The sequence below is a fragment of the Polaromonas sp. CF318 genome (assembly GCF_000282655.1).
Classification (GTDB): Bacteria; Pseudomonadota; Gammaproteobacteria; order Burkholderiales; family Burkholderiaceae_C; genus Polaromonas.
Window position 1 is genome coordinate 1 of record NZ_AKIV01000052.1, and the last position, 13,462, is coordinate 13,462.

Consider the following 13,462-nt stretch of genomic DNA (forward strand, 5'->3'; position numbering starts at 1 on the left):
GCGGAACCGGCTTTGCCGGGCCGCAGGCGCAGCGCCCCCTCGGGGGGCAGCGAAGTACACGAAGTGACGAGCGTGGGGGCCATCGTTTATGCTTTAGAGATGAAACTCCACAACTATTTCCGCTCATCGTCGTCGTTTCGTGTACGCATCGCGATGGAGCTCAAGGGCCTGAGCTACGACTACATTCCCGTGCACATCGCCAAGGGCGAACACAAGCAGCCGCCCTATGCCGCCCTGGCCGCCGACACCCTGGTGCCGCTGCTGGAAGTCGACGGCGAAAAACTCTCGCAGTCCATGGCCATCATCGAATACCTGGACGAAAAACATCCCACACCGGCCCTGCTGCCGGCCGATGCGCTGGGCCGCGCCAAGGTGCGCGCGCTGGCCCAGTCGATCGCCTGTGAAATCCACCCCGTCAACAACCTGCGTGTCCTCAAATACCTGGTCAAGGAACTCAAGCTCGACGAGACCGCCAAAAACGCCTGGTACGTCCACTGGTGCCGCGAAGGGCTGGAAGCCTTTGAGCGCCAGCTGGCGCAATTACCGGCATCGACCTATTGCTACGGCGATACCCCCACACTGGCCGACTGCTGCCTCGTGCCGCAGATCTTCAATGCCAAGCGCTTTAATGTGAGCTTCGACGGCCTGCCGCGCACCATGGCCGCGTTTGACGCCTGCATGGCGCTGCCGGCCTTCCAGAAGGCCCAGCCTTCGGCCTGTCCTGACAACGAGGCTTGACCTGGTTGTGCATGCGGACTGGCTGATTCCCGACTGGCCGGCGCCCGCCGGCGTGCGCGCGGTGTTCACCACTCGGGCCGGTGGCCTGTCGGTCGCGCCTTACGACAGCATGAACCTGGGCGACCACGTCGGCGACCTGCCGGCGAAGGTCGCGGCCAACCGCGCCCTGCTGCGCCAGGCACTGGGCGGCCGCGCGGTTTTCCTGCAGCAGGTGCATGGCAGCGAGGTAATCGCGCTGGACGCCGACACGGAAGACGGGCTGCAGGCCGATGCCTGCGTGGCGAAAGAGGCCGGTGTGGCCTGCGCCATCATGGTGGCCGATTGCCTGCCGGTGCTGCTGGCGATGGACGACGGTGCCGTGGTGGCCGGAGCGCACGCGGGCTGGCGCGGACTGGCGGGGCAGGGCGGGCAAGGCGTTCTGGAAACCGTTCATGCCGCCATGAAGGCAGATGCCCGCACGCTTGCATGGCTGGGGCCCTGCATAGGGCCTTCGGCTTTTGAGGTGGGCCCTGAGGTCAAGGCTGCGTTTGAAGCCAGCCAGCCTGAAGCCGCTCGCCTGTTTGTGCTCACCGGCGCGGGCAAGTACCTGGCCGACCTGCCGGGCCTGGCGCGGCTGCGTTTGCGGGCGCTGGGCATGACCCGCATCTATGGCAATGACGGCAGCGATGCCTGGTGCACCGTGCGCAATCCTTCGCGGTTTTTCTCGCATCGGCGCGATGCCGGGCCGTCGGGCAACGGCCTTGGCACGACAGGGCGCATGGCCGCCTGCATCTGGCGCGACTGAATCCGCCAGCTTGCCCTGTCAGCGCCCGGGCAAGATTTCAAACATAGTGCGCCGGGTATTTGTGAAGCGAGGCCGCATGCGGCTGCTCCACTCGGTGCCACGCACGGCCAGCCAGGGCGGCGAGCCCAGCGTCTCTTCGCTCACCAGGTCATAGCAGGCCAGCGACAGCGGGCCGTGGTCGTGGTTCAGGAAGCGGCTCGCGCGTATGCAGCCGCTCACCGCCGCCAGGCCCGGCATGTGTTCCTGGTCATACCAGGCTGACAGCTCGGGCATCCAGCCGGCTTCGGGGTCCATTTCCACGACATAGTGAAACACCGGCGCGGCGCCTGCCGAGGCGCCGGGCGTATCGAACACGCGCTCCAACCGTGAGATATGCAGCGCCTGCGGGCCCGGCCAGCGTTTGCGCAGCTCGGATTCGAGCATGTGCGCGGCGGGCCCGCCCAGGTGGGTGCGCTGGTCCATGAACACATAGGCGTAGAAAATCCCCTGTGCCTTGTTGAAGGCCGCGTGCGGCGGTTTGGCCGCCAGCCCCGCGGTGATGCGTAATTGTTCCAACAAGGCTGCAAAGTCGCCGGCCTGGCCGGCCGATGCGCCTGCCTGCACCAGCAGGGCGTCGGTGAGCTGTGTCGTTTCGATCACCTCAATGCCCTATCCTGAGTGCGACCAGAAAGCGCGACACCATGTTGTAGGAAGCCACGGTGGCGACCAGGTCGACCCGTTGCTGCTCGTTGAAAAAGGGCTTCAGCGGATCGAAGACGCTGTCGGGCACCTCGATGCCCTGGGTCATCGCATCGGTCAGCGCGATGACGTGGCGCTCCAGCGCCGAGAACATGGCTTCCTTGCGACCGGCTTCAGGATCGCGCAGCGCTTCGATTTTTTCCGGCGGCATGCCGGCGACCAGCGCATGCGGCACATGGGCCTCGAATTCATAGGGTGCGCGGTTCAGCACAGCGACCCGCAGGATCACCAGTTCACGCAGCAGCGCGGGCACGGTGCTGCGGTTTCGCACGGCGGTCAGCAACTGCTCCCAGCCCTGCGCCAGCGGCGGGCTGTTGAGCAGCACCTGGTAGAGCAGCGAGACGCGGCCGCGTTCGGCCGTGATGCCGGCTTCGAGGGCGGCCAGTTCCGGCCGGGTGCCGGGGGTGACGGGTGTGACGCGCATGGCGTGATCGGTGCCGGCCTTCATTCGGGTTTGATCTTTTTCGCGCGTATGACCTTGCCCCACTTGGCCGTGTCGTTCTTCAGCAGCAGGGCCAGCTCCGCGGGGCTGGAGGCTGCCGGCTCGGCGCCGGAGGCCAGCAGCTTGCCGCGCACGCTTTCGTCGGCCAGCGCGCGCCTGACCGCCTGGTTGAGCCGCGCGATCTCGGCGGCCGGCGTGGCTTTGGCGGCGAACAGCGCATACCAGTTGTCGGAGTCGACACCCGCCATGCCCATTTCCTGGAAGGTTTTCACCTCGGGCAGCAAGGGGTGGCGCCGGTTCGAGGCGATGCCTATGGGCTTGAGCTTGCCGGCCTTGATGAAGCCGACCAGGCCCGGGATGTCGCCGAAAAAGCCGTCCACGTGGCCTGCGATGACGTCGGTGATGGCCGGCGCCGCGCCCTTGTAGGGCACGTGCACCAGCGGTGCCTTGGTGGCGTCGGCCAGCAGTTCCATCGCCAGGTGCGGCACGCTGCCGGTGCCCGACGAGGCCATGGTCGCGCCATCCTTGCGTAGCCTGGCGTTGGCGATGAATTCGGCGCCGCTGTTGGCCGGGTTGCCGGCACCCACCACCAGCAGTTCCACGTTGTTCACCACCAGCGAAACCGGCGCGAGGTCGCGCACCGGGTCGTAGGGCAGCTTTTCGTAGAGCGGCGGGTTGATGGCCACCGCGCCCACGCTGGTCAGCCAGAGGGTGCTGCCATCGGGCGCGGCGCGCGACACATATTCGGCCGCGATCGCACCGTTGGCGCCGGCCCGGTTTTCGATGATGACCTGCGAGCCCAGCTCCTTGCCCAGTTGCTCGCCGATGGTGCGCGCCACAAAGTCGACCGGCCCGCCCGGCGGGAAGGCCACCACGAGGCGGGTGATTTTGGCCTGCGCCCAGGCGGGTGGCGCCGCAAAGCCCAGGGCCAGGACGGCGGCTGCCAGCAGCAGGGCGGACCGCCTGCGGGGGATGTCTTTATCTATGTAGGCCATGGTGGTTTCCTTGTCTCCGTGAATCCGAACTTCTGAATTTATTAATCGCAGCGCACCGACATGCCGCCGTCCACCACGATCTCGGCGCCGGTGATGAAGCGGGCTTCGTCGGACGCCAGGAACAGCGCGGCATGGGCCGTGTCGCGGCCGTCGCCCATAAAAGGCAGCGGGATGCGCGACTGGCGCTGCTGCAGCAAGGCCGTCACGTCGCCGCCCGTGCGCTGTTTGGCCAGGCGCACGTCGACCATGGGTGTGTAGAGCTGGCCGGGCACGACGGTGTTCACGCGTATCCCGGCCTTGGCGTACTGCACCGCCACCACGCGCGAAAACTGCATCACGCCGGCCTTGGTCGAGGCGTAGGCGACCTGGGCCGAGCCCGTCCAGCGCAGGCCCGAGGTCGAGGCGATGTTGACGATGGCGCCCGCCGCCTGCGCTTCCATGAGCGGCAACACATGCTTGCAGGCCAGGAAGACGCTCTTGAGGTTGTGGTCTATCTGGGCATCCCAGGTTTCCTCGGCCATTTCCACCGGGCCGCCGGCCGCCGAGCCGCCCACGTTGTTGACCAGCACGTCGATGCGGCCGAAGCGGGCGACGCAGGCCTCCACCACCTGCGCGATGGAGGCCGACTGGGTCACGTCGCATTGCGCGGTGGCGATCTCGCCGCCGGCTTCCTCTACCAGGCGCACGGTTTCCTGCAGGCGTTCGGTGTCGCGGTCCACCGCAAAAACACGTGCGCCTTCCTGGGCAAAGCGCACGGCAATCGCGCGGCCGTTGCCCCAGCCGGGGCCTACCGATCCGGCGCCAGTGACGAAGGCGACCTTGCCGGCAAGGCGACCGGCGGCGAGCGGGGGTGTGTTCAAGGCGGTGGCATTCATGCGGGGAATTGGTAAAGGCGCTGCGGGTTTTGCACCAGCAGCCTGTCCTGGAGTTCGGGTGTGGGGGCGATGGCGGGCAGCAGGTCCACGAGCACGCCGTCGTCCGGCACGTGCGTGTGGTTGGGATGCGGCCAGTCCGTGCCCCAGAGGCAGCGCTCGGGAAAGGACTCGACCAGGTGGCGCGCCAGCGCCACGCCGTGGGCATAGGTATGCGGCGGGTTGGGATCAATGCGGTCCGCGCCGCTGACCTTGACGTAGAACAGCGGGTCTTCCATCAGGCTGCAAAGCGCGCGGAAATCGGCATGGCCCGCGCCCAGGCGCGCATCGACACGGCCCATGTGGTCTATCACCACCGGCACGGCTGAGACCTTGAGCACCGGGGCCAGCTCGTGGATCAGGCTGCTGTCGAAATGCACCTGCAAATGCATGCCCAGCGGCGCCAGCCGGTGGGTGAGGGCGACGGCCTGCTGTGCCGTGGCGCCCTGGCCCAGGTGTTTCATGAAGTTAAAGCGCACGCCGCGAAAACCGGCAGCCATCAGGCGCCTCAGTTCCGCGTCGGGCACGTCGTGCGGCGCCAGCGCCACCCCGAGGTAGCGCCCGCCGCCGGCGGCGATCGCATCCTCCACCGCCGAGTTGTCGAAACCGTGCACGGCCGACTGCACGATCACGCAGCGCGAAATGCCCAGCTTGCGGTGCAGGCTGAACAGCGTTTGCGCCGGTGCGTCGGCCGGCGTGAAATTGCGTGTGGCGGCGAAAGGGAAGCGCGCGGCCGGCCCGAAAACATGGACGTGGCTGTCGCAGGCATGGGGCGGTGGGCGGAAACCGGGCAATGAAGGCTCCGGCAAATAGGTGAGCAGGGGTTCGGTGTTCATGGTGCTGTCCGTATTCTGGGGGCCGCAGGTCGGATCCGGTTCGCCTATTTTTGGATATCAGCTATCGGAAATAGCGATATCACTAGAATGGGTGAACCATGTTTCGGGGAGCCTGCCATCGACCTGCGCCGTCTTGAATATTTCGTGGCCGTGGCTGAAGCCGGCAGTTTCAGCAAGGCCGCCGCCGCGCTGGTGATGTCGCAGCCGGCCTTGAGCCAGCAGATCGCCACGCTGGAGCAGGAAACCGGCCACCGCCTGCTGACCCGCACCGGCCGCGGCGCCGAGCCCACTGACGCGGGGCTGGCCCTGTTGCAGCACGCGCGCGGCATTTTTGACCTCGCCGAGCGCGCCCGCGCCGACATGCGCGAGCGGCAACTGGTTCCCAGCGGGCGCATCACCCTGGGCTTGCCGCCACGCGTCGCGCATGCGATGACGGCCGACCTGGTGGAACGCTTTCGGGCCGAATTTCCGGATGCGGCCATCAGCGTCGAAGAAGGCCTGAGCATCCGCCTGCGCGAAGGCCTGGTCGCGGGGCGGCTTGACGTGGCCGTGCTCTTCGACCCGCCGGCCTCGCCGCTCCTGGACATCGAGACGGTGGCGCGCGAGTCGCTGGTGCTGATGGCGTCCACGCCCTTGCCGGCGCGCATGCGCCTGGCGGACGTGGCGGCGCTGCCCCTGGTGCTGCCGAGCAAACCCAATTCCCTGCGGCAATTGCTGGAAAGCGAGGTCAAGCCCCGCGGTTATCGGCTCAAGGTCGTGGCCGAGGTCGATTCGATCAAGACGGTGCTCTCGCTGGTGGCACGCGGCGTAGCGGCCACGGTACTGCCGGCCAGCGCCGTGCGTGAGTGGACGCATGCGGCGCCGCCCTTCATGGCGGCCATCCATGCGCCGCAAATCCGCAACCGTTTGTGCATTGCCTTGCCCAAGGCCAGGCCGGCCACGCGCGTGAGCCGCTTTTTGGTGCAACTGACGCGGCAATTGTGCCTGCAGCATTACGGTGACGCGGGCAAACCGCGCCAGCCCTGAGCAGGGGGACTGTCAGTCCCTGGGTGCTTCTTGCGCCGCTTTCTCGCGGGCAGCGTCGGCATCTGCAGTTTGCTGCAGGAGCTCCTGCGCCGCGCGTTTTTTGAGGGCCTTGCTGCGCGCGGGCGCGCCCATCAGGTAAACCACCAATGCCACAGGCCCCAGTCCATAGAGTACAAAGGTAAACACCGCCCCGAGGACCGTGCCGTTGCTGTTTGTCGCTTCGGCAACGCTCATCATGAGCACAACGTAAATCCAGGCGATGACAACCAAATACATAAATACTTGAAACTGGGCGTGCAGTCGGAAATTTTTAAAGCAAATCCTACGATACTGGTGGTGTGCTCAAAAGAGTCACCGAGACTCAACATGATCGGGGATATAAATGGATTCTGACGCAAACCGGGCCCAGGCGGCCCGTCAGATGCAAGAGACTTTTGCCGCGGGCCTGCAGCAGGCCATGGGGGCCATGGCAAGCGGCATGCCGCCGGGCTTTGCTTTCCCCAGCGGCGCGAGTGGCGCGAACGGCGCCCAGGGCCAGCCCATGTTGCAGTTCGACCCGGCCAAGCTCCAGGAACTGCAGCAGCGCTACATCGCGGATGCCTCGGCCCTCTGGAACCAGGGCCTGCAGGACGGCGCCGACACTTTGGTCGCCTCGGACCGCCGCTTCTCCAATGAAGCCTGGAAAACCAACCCGGTCTCGAAATTTTCCGCTTCCACCTATCTGCTAAACGCCCGCACGCTGATGGAACTGGCCGACGCGGTCCAGTCCGACGCCAAGACGCGCGCGCGCGTGCGTTTTGCGGTCGAGCAATGGATGGCGGCCACCGCGCCCAGCAATTTCCTGGCGCTCAATGCCGAGGCCCAGCAAAAAGCCATCCAGAGCCAAGGTGAAAGCATTGCCCAGGGCATCACCAACCTGCTGCACGACATGAAGCAGGGCCATGTCTCCATGACCGACGAACGTGTGTTCGAGGTCGGCAAGAACGTCGCCACCACCGAAGGCGCGGTGGTGTTTGAAAACGAATTCTTCCAGCTGCTCGAATACAAGCCGCTCACGGCCAAGGTCTACGAAAAGCCTTTCCTGCTGATCCCGCCCTGCATCAACAAGTTCTACATTCTTGATCTGCAGCCCGAAAACTCGCTGATTCGCTACGCGGTGAGCCAGGGCCACCGCACTTTTGTGGTCAGCTGGCGCAACCCCGACGAGTCCATGGCCGGCAAGACCTGGGACGATTACATCGAGCACGCCGCCATCAAGGCCATCGAAGTGGTGCAGGAAATCACCGGTGCCAGGACACTGAACGCCCTGGGCTTTTGTGTGGGCGGCACCATACTGGGCACGGCGCTGTCGGTGCTGGCCGCACGGGGCAAAAAACCGGTGGCCAGCGCCACCTTGCTGACCTCCTTCCTCGACTTCAGCGACACCGGCATCCTGGACATCTTCATCGACGAGACCTCGGTCAAGTACCGCGAGGCCGAGATGGGGCAGGGCGGTTTGCTCAAGGGCCAGGACCTGGCTTCCACCTTCAGCTTTCTGCGCCCCAACGACCTGGTCTGGAACTACGTGGTGGGCAACTACCTCAAGGGCGAGACGCCGCCGCCCTTTGACCTGCTCTACTGGAACAGCGATTCCACCAACCTGCCCGGGCCTTTTTATGCCTGGTACCTGCGAAACACCTATTTCGAGAACAACCTGATCAAGCCCGGCAAGGCCGTGGTCTGTGGGCAGAAGGTCGATTTGCGCAAGGTCGATATCCCGGTCTATCTCTACGGCTCGCGCGAAGACCACATCGTGCCGATTGGCGGCGCCTACGCTTCCACCCAGCACCTGCCGGGCCCCAAGCGCTTCGTGATGGGGGCTTCAGGCCACATCGCCGGCGTGATCAACCCGCCGGCCAAGAAAAAACGCAGCTACTGGACCCGCGACAAGCTGCCGCAGGGGAAATTTCCGGCCACCCAAACCGAATGGCTCAAGGGCGCGACCGAGCACCCCGGCAGCTGGTGGACCGACTGGTCGGATTGGCTCAAGGGCCATGCCGGCAAACAGGTCGCCGCGCCCAAGGCTTACGGCAGCCGCAAATACCCGGTCATAGAGCCCGCGCCGGGCCGCTACGTCAAGGCCAAGGCTTGAGCACCGGAACGCGCGGCCCCGTCATCACTTTTTAAAAACCACTCCATAAACTTCAAAAAGGGAACACACCATGGAAGACATCGTTATCGTTGCAGCCGGCCGCACCGCGGTGGGCAAATTCGGCGGCTCGCTGGCCAAGATCCCCGCGACCGAACTCGGCGCGGCCGTCATCAAGGGCGTGCTGGAGCGCTCCGGCCTGAGTGCCGACCAGTTGGGCGAAGTCATCCTGGGCCAGGTGCTCACGGCCGGTGTCGGCCAGAACCCGGCGCGCCAGGCTGTCATCAAGGCCGGCTTTCCCAACGGCATCCCGGGCCTGACCATCAACGCGGTTTGCGGCTCGGGCCTCAAGTCGGTCATGCTGGCGGCGCAGGCTGTGGCCACGGGCGACAGCGAAATCGTGATCGCCGGCGGCCAGGAAAACATGAGCGCCGCGCCGCACGTGCTCAACGGCTCGCGCGACGGCCAGCGCATGGGCGACTGGAAGATGGTCGACTCCATGATCGTCGACGGCCTGTGGGACGTCTACAACCAGTACCACATGGGCATCACCGCTGAGAACGTCGCCAAAAAATACGGCATTGAGCGCGCCGCGCAGGACGCGCTGGCCCTGGCCAGCCAGACCAAGGCCGCGGCCGCGCAGGACGCCGGCAAGTTCAAGGACGAGATCATCCCCGTCACCATTCCCCAGAAGAAGGGCGACCCGGTGGTGTTTGCCGCCGACGAATTCATCAACCGCAAGACCAGCGCCGAAGGCCTGGCCGGCCTGCGCCCGGCCTTCGACAAGGCCGGCGGCGTGACGGCCGGCAATGCCTCGGGCCTGAACGACGGTGCCGCCGCCGTGATGGTCATGACGGCCAAAAAAGCCGCCGCGTTGGGCCTGAAGCCCCTGGCGCGCATCGCCAGCTACGCCACCACCGGCCTGGATCCGGCCTACATGGGCATGGGCCCGGTGCCGGCCTCGACCAAGGCGCTGCAGCGCGCGGGCTGGAAGGCCCAGGACCTGGACCTGCTCGAGATCAACGAGGCCTTTGCGGCCCAGGCTTGCGCGGTCAACAAGGAAATGGGCTGGGACACCAGCAAGGTCAACGTCAACGGCGGTGCCATCGCCATCGGCCACCCGATTGGTGCATCCGGTTGCCGCATCCTGGTGACACTGCTGCACGAGATGGCGCGCCGCGACGCGAAAAAAGGCATTGCCAGCCTGTGCATAGGCGGCGGCATGGGGGTAGCCCTGACCCTGGAGCGCTGAGCTTGGGGTCACAATGTTCCAATCGGCACGCATCCTGCATACGCAATGATCGCAGCCATGCCACGCGTTGGGACGTTCAACGGTATTCAGGCAGTTAAAAAGCGTTAAAGACAGTTCACAAAATCAATCAAGGAGATCGCAATGGCAAAAAAAGTAGCGTACGTCACGGGTGGCATGGGCGGCATTGGAACCGCCATCTGCCAGCGCCTGGCTAAAGACGGTTTCACGGTGATCGCGGGCTGCGGCCCCACGCGCGACTATGCCAAGTGGCTCGATGAGCAGAAGGCGCTGGGCCACACCTTTTACGCCTCGGTGGGCAATGTCGGCGACTGGGATTCCACCGTCGCGGCCTTTGACAAGGTCAAGGCCGAGCACGGCCCGGTTTCGGTGCTGGTCAACAACGCCGGTATCACGCGCGACGGCCAGTTCCGCAAAATGAGCAAGGCCGACTGGGACGCGGTGATTTCCACCAACCTCAACAGCATGTTCAACGTGACCAAGCAGGTCATCGAGGGCATGATAGAAGCGGGCTTCGGGCGCATCATCAACATCTCCTCGGTCAACGGCCAGAAAGGCCAGTTCGGCCAGGTGAACTACTCCACCGCCAAGGCCGGCCTGCACGGCTTCACCATGGCGCTGGCGCAGGAGGTCGCGGCCAAGGGCGTGACGGTCAACACGGTGAGCCCCGGCTACATCGGCACCGACATGGTGAAAGCCATCCGCCCCGACGTGCTCGAAAAAATCGTCGCGGGTGTTCCGGCCAAGCGCCTGGGCCAGCCCGAAGAAATCGCCTCCATCATTGCGTGGATCGCGTCCGAAGAGGGCGGCTACGCCACCGGTGCCGACTTCTCGCTCAACGGCGGCCTGCACATGGGCTGATCGCCTTCTGGGCGCTTGTAGGAAAACCCGCTTCGGCGGGTTTTTTTATGGCTCAGCGGAAAGAGGGAAGGACGCGGAAAACTCAGGGCAGGGGCTCGAAAGAAGCATAGCGTCCCTTCACGTCCAGCACGGTGCCGGGCTTCTCGGCCGCTTCCGCCGCTTGTTGTTGAGGGCTTCCACCGAGTCGTTGTACCAGCCGACCCGGCCCATCAGATCGTGCACCCCGCGGGCGCGTGGGGATTTGGCGGCTGGGCGCACAGGCAACTGTAGTAAATTAAACGGACGTGTTCTACGGGGACAGCCCGCCTGCCGGGCTGCGTCGCAGGCCTTCCTTAACCTGATTTTCTGAAGGAATCCCTCCCGCATGCCCCATAGCGTCTCCCTGATCAGCACCATCGCCGCGGGCCTGGGCCTGGCCCTTGTTTTTGGTTTTCTCGCGGTGCGGCTGCGCTTGCCCGCGCTGGTGGGTTACCTGCTGGCGGGCGTGATCATCGGGCCCTTCACGCCCGGTTTTGTGGCCGACGCGGAGATCGCCAGCCAGCTCGCCGAAATCGGCGTGATGCTGCTGATGTTCGGCGTGGGACTGCACTTTTCACTCGACGACCTGCTGGCGGTACGCAAGATCGCCGTGCCCGGCGCCGTCGTGCAGATGACGGTGGCCACGGCCCTGGGCATGGGCTTGGCCCACTGGTGGGGCTGGAACCTGGGCGGCGCGCTGGTGTTCGGCCTGTCGCTCTCGGTGGCCAGCACCGTGGTGCTGCTGCGTGCGCTGGAAAGCCGTGGCATCCTCGATTCGGTCAATGGCCGCATCGCCGTGGGCTGGCTGGTTGTCGAAGACCTGGCCATGGTGCTCGTGCTGGTGTTGCTGCCGCCGCTGGGCGGCTGGCTGTCGGGCAAGGTTGATGCCGACGTCAACGCGTTGTGGCAGACGCTGGGCATCACCTTGCTGCAGGTGGGCGGCTTTGTGGCGCTGATGCTGGTAGTGGGGCGGCGCTTTTTCCCCTGGGTGCTGTGGCAGGTGCAGCGCACCGGTTCGCGCGAGCTGTTCACGCTGTGCGTGGTGGCCGCCGCCGTGAGCATCGCCTTCGGCGCCACGGCGCTGTTTGGCGTGTCTTTTGCGCTGGGCGCGTTCTTCGCCGGCATGGTGATGCGCGAGTCCGAGTTCAGCCACCGGGCCGCCGAAGAGTCGCTGCCCCTGCGCGACGCTTTCGCCGTGCTGTTTTTTGTGTCGGTGGGCATGCTGTTCGATCCCTGGGTGCTGCTGGAGCGGCCGCTGCAGGTGCTGGCCGTGGTGGCCATCATCATCGTCGGCAAGACGCTCGCGGCCGGCGCGCTGGTGCTGGCCTTTCGCTATCCGCTCAACACGGCGCTTACGGTATCGGCCAGCCTGGCGCAGATCGGGGAGTTCTCCTTCATCCTGGTCGGCCTGGGCGCTTCGCTGGGCCTGCTGCCGCCCGAGGGGCAAAGCCTGGTGCTGGCCGGCGCCCTGATCTCCATCGCGCTCAACCAGCTGGTGTTCAAGGCCGTGCAGCCGCTGCAGCAATGGATATTGGCGAAGTCGCCGCTGGCGCGCAAGCTCGAGGCGCGCGACGACCCGACCGCCGAACTGCCGGCCAGCACCGACGAAAAATATCTGTCCAACCACGTGGTGCTGGTGGGCTATGGGCGGGTGGGGCGGCGCATTGCCGAGGCGCTCAGGGCCCACCACGTTCCCTTTGTGGTGGCCGAGCAGAACCGCGAGGCGGTGGAGCGGCTGCGGGCCGAGAGCACGGCCGCCGTGTCGGGCGATGCCGTGGAGGCCGAAGTGATGGTGCAGGCCCACATCGCGCAAGCGCGCATGCTGGTCATCGCCACGCCCGATACGCTGGACGTGCGGCAGATGGTGGCTACGGCGCGGGCGCTCAACCCCGCCATTGAAATCGTGGTGCGTACCCACAACGAGGCCGAAGCGCGGCTGCTCGACAACGAGAAGGCCGGCAAGGTTTTCCTGGGCGAGCATGAACTGGCGCAGTCCATGACGCGCCATGTGCTGGAGCGCTCCGGCGCGGCCGCGTCGGCCGCCAACCATTAGCGTGGCTTAGACGGCGGCCGGCGCCGTGTCCATGAAGGGCGTGATGTTGCGCATCGCGCGCGCGACGTAGTCTTCCTTTTCTCCCACGGGGGCGACGTAATGCATCGCGCCATGCGCCTCCGCCAGGCCCACCAGGCGGGCAATGACCCAGGCGGCCAGGTATTGCGAAGCCAGGCAGCCGCCGGCCGTCGCCACATTGCCCCTGGCCACAAAAGGCTGGTTCAGCACCGTGACGCCGGCTTCCTCGACCCAGGGTTTGGTTGTCAGGTCGGTGCAGGCCGGCACACCGGCAATCAGCCCGAGTTTTGCCAGCACCAGCGTGCCCGAGCACTGCGCGCCCAGCAGCTGCCGCGAGGGGTCCAGCCGCAGTTGCGCCATCAAGGCCGCATCGGCCACCACCTCGCGCGTGCGCATGCCGCTGCCGACGATGACCGCATCGGCGGCGCTCGCCTCGGCCAGCGATGCCTGCGCCTCAAGCACCACGCCGTTCATGGACCGCACGCGCGCCGAAGGGCTGGCGATGGACACGCGCCAGCCCGGCTTCCTGACGCGGTTGAGGATGCCGAGCGCGATCAGCGAGTCGAGTTCGTTAAAGCCTTCAAAGGTGAGGATGGCGATATGCATGGTGGTGGTTGCTCCGTGGTGGATGGATTCAGCGGGGG

At 65.8% G+C, this 13,462-nt stretch carries 14 protein-coding genes; 7 read left to right on the forward strand and 7 right to left on the reverse strand.

The window, feature by feature from the left end; all coding sequences use genetic code 11:
- Positions 1 to 99: 99 nt before the first annotated feature.
- Positions 100 to 738, forward strand: coding sequence for a maleylacetoacetate isomerase (maiA, locus tag PMI15_RS08785; protein ID WP_036838177.1), 639 nt, complete (start codon positions 100 to 102; stop codon positions 736 to 738).
- Positions 739 to 745: 7 nt separating this feature from the next.
- A complete protein-coding gene (pgeF, locus tag PMI15_RS08790) occupies positions 746 to 1,522 on the forward strand; it encodes a peptidoglycan editing factor PgeF (protein ID WP_007866927.1) in 777 nt (258 codons plus the stop codon).
- An 18-nt stretch (positions 1,523 to 1,540) separates the two neighbouring features.
- Here pgeF and PMI15_RS25120 read toward each other — a convergent pair whose 3' ends face one another.
- The 5 genes from PMI15_RS25120 to PMI15_RS08815 are packed head-to-tail and all read right to left on the reverse strand — an operon-like array spanning position 1,541 to position 5,444.
- Positions 1,541 to 2,161, reverse strand: a complete 621-nt coding sequence (locus tag PMI15_RS25120; protein WP_007866929.1) for a hypothetical protein — start codon at positions 2,159 to 2,161, stop codon at positions 1,541 to 1,543.
- Position 2,162: 1 nt separating this feature from the next.
- Positions 2,163 to 2,708, reverse strand: coding sequence for a carboxymuconolactone decarboxylase family protein (locus PMI15_RS08800; protein ID WP_007866931.1), 546 nt, complete (start codon positions 2,706 to 2,708; stop codon positions 2,163 to 2,165).
- On the reverse strand, positions 2,705 to 3,697 hold the full coding sequence (locus PMI15_RS08805; RefSeq protein ID WP_007866934.1) for a tripartite tricarboxylate transporter substrate binding protein: 993 nt from the start codon (positions 3,695 to 3,697) through the stop codon (positions 2,705 to 2,707). The genes PMI15_RS08800 and PMI15_RS08805 overlap by 4 nt, the downstream gene beginning before the upstream one ends.
- 41 nt (positions 3,698 to 3,738) lie before the next feature.
- Positions 3,739 to 4,572: an SDR family NAD(P)-dependent oxidoreductase gene (locus PMI15_RS08810; protein WP_007866937.1), complete on the reverse strand. Its 834-nt coding sequence runs from the start codon at positions 4,570 to 4,572 to the stop codon at positions 3,739 to 3,741.
- Entirely contained in the window at positions 4,569 to 5,444 is an 876-nt protein-coding gene (locus tag PMI15_RS08815; protein ID WP_007866939.1) for an amidohydrolase, read from the reverse strand. Before PMI15_RS08815 ends, PMI15_RS08810 begins: the two co-directional genes overlap by 4 nt.
- Before the next feature lie 87 nt (positions 5,445 to 5,531).
- Here PMI15_RS08815 and PMI15_RS08820 point away from each other — a divergent pair, with 87 nt between their 5' ends.
- Positions 5,532 to 6,470: a LysR family transcriptional regulator gene (locus PMI15_RS08820; RefSeq protein ID WP_007866941.1), complete on the forward strand. Its 939-nt coding sequence runs from the start codon at positions 5,532 to 5,534 to the stop codon at positions 6,468 to 6,470.
- 12 nt (positions 6,471 to 6,482) lie between these two features.
- On the opposite strand, the gene PMI15_RS08825 is transcribed toward PMI15_RS08820, so the two are convergent.
- Entirely contained in the window at positions 6,483 to 6,746 is a 264-nt protein-coding gene (locus tag PMI15_RS08825) for a hypothetical protein (RefSeq protein WP_007866943.1), read from the reverse strand.
- Between the two features lie 106 nt (positions 6,747 to 6,852).
- On the opposite strand from PMI15_RS08825, the gene phaC reads away from it, so the two are divergent.
- From phaC to ybaL, 4 genes are all read left to right on the forward strand, one after another.
- Positions 6,853 to 8,601, forward strand: coding sequence for a class I poly(R)-hydroxyalkanoic acid synthase (phaC, locus tag PMI15_RS08830; protein ID WP_007866944.1), 1,749 nt, complete (start codon positions 6,853 to 6,855; stop codon positions 8,599 to 8,601).
- A gap of 70 nt (positions 8,602 to 8,671) precedes the next feature.
- A complete protein-coding gene (locus tag PMI15_RS08835; protein ID WP_007866946.1) occupies positions 8,672 to 9,850 on the forward strand; it encodes an acetyl-CoA C-acetyltransferase in 1,179 nt (392 codons plus the stop codon).
- Positions 9,851 to 9,991: 141 nt separating this feature from the next.
- On the forward strand, positions 9,992 to 10,729 hold the full coding sequence (gene phbB / locus PMI15_RS08840; RefSeq protein ID WP_007866947.1) for an acetoacetyl-CoA reductase: 738 nt from the start codon (positions 9,992 to 9,994) through the stop codon (positions 10,727 to 10,729).
- A gap of 364 nt (positions 10,730 to 11,093) precedes the next feature.
- Positions 11,094 to 12,800, forward strand: a complete 1,707-nt coding sequence (ybaL, locus tag PMI15_RS08845) for a YbaL family putative K(+) efflux transporter (protein ID WP_007866950.1) — start codon at positions 11,094 to 11,096, stop codon at positions 12,798 to 12,800.
- Positions 12,801 to 12,806: 6 nt separating this feature from the next.
- On the opposite strand, the gene PMI15_RS08850 is transcribed toward ybaL, so the two are convergent.
- Positions 12,807 to 13,424 carry a DJ-1/PfpI family protein gene (locus PMI15_RS08850; RefSeq protein WP_007866951.1) on the reverse strand — a complete coding sequence of 206 codons (618 nt, stop codon included), beginning with the start codon at positions 13,422 to 13,424 and terminating at the stop codon, positions 12,807 to 12,809.
- Positions 13,425 to 13,462 lie beyond the last annotated feature (38 nt).

Excerpts from the sequence above, each read along its gene's own strand:
- PMI15_RS08825 (WP_007866943.1), bottom strand. The coding sequence starts at position 6,746 with ATGTATTTGGTTGTCATCGCCTGGATTTACGTTGTGCTCATGATGAGC.
- phbB (WP_007866947.1), top strand. The coding sequence starts at position 9,992 with ATGGCAAAAAAAGTAGCGTACGTCACGGGTGGCATGGGCGGCATTGGA.
- PMI15_RS08800 (WP_007866931.1), bottom strand. The coding sequence starts at position 2,708 with ATGAAGGCCGGCACCGATCACGCCATGCGCGTCACACCCGTCACCCCC.
- PMI15_RS08805 (WP_007866934.1), bottom strand. The coding sequence starts at position 3,697 with ATGGCCTACATAGATAAAGACATCCCCCGCAGGCGGTCCGCCCTGCTG.
- PMI15_RS08850 (WP_007866951.1), bottom strand. The coding sequence starts at position 13,424 with ATGCATATCGCCATCCTCACCTTTGAAGGCTTTAACGAACTCGACTCG.
- ybaL (WP_007866950.1), top strand. The coding sequence starts at position 11,094 with ATGCCCCATAGCGTCTCCCTGATCAGCACCATCGCCGCGGGCCTGGGC.
- maiA (WP_036838177.1), top strand. The coding sequence starts at position 100 with ATGAAACTCCACAACTATTTCCGCTCATCGTCGTCGTTTCGTGTACGC.
- PMI15_RS08820 (WP_007866941.1), top strand. The coding sequence starts at position 5,532 with ATGGGTGAACCATGTTTCGGGGAGCCTGCCATCGACCTGCGCCGTCTT.
- PMI15_RS08815 (WP_007866939.1), bottom strand. The coding sequence starts at position 5,444 with ATGAACACCGAACCCCTGCTCACCTATTTGCCGGAGCCTTCATTGCCC.
- phaC (WP_007866944.1), top strand. The coding sequence starts at position 6,853 with ATGGATTCTGACGCAAACCGGGCCCAGGCGGCCCGTCAGATGCAAGAG.
- PMI15_RS08835 (WP_007866946.1), top strand. The coding sequence starts at position 8,672 with ATGGAAGACATCGTTATCGTTGCAGCCGGCCGCACCGCGGTGGGCAAA.
- PMI15_RS08810 (WP_007866937.1), bottom strand. The coding sequence starts at position 4,572 with ATGAATGCCACCGCCTTGAACACACCCCCGCTCGCCGCCGGTCGCCTT.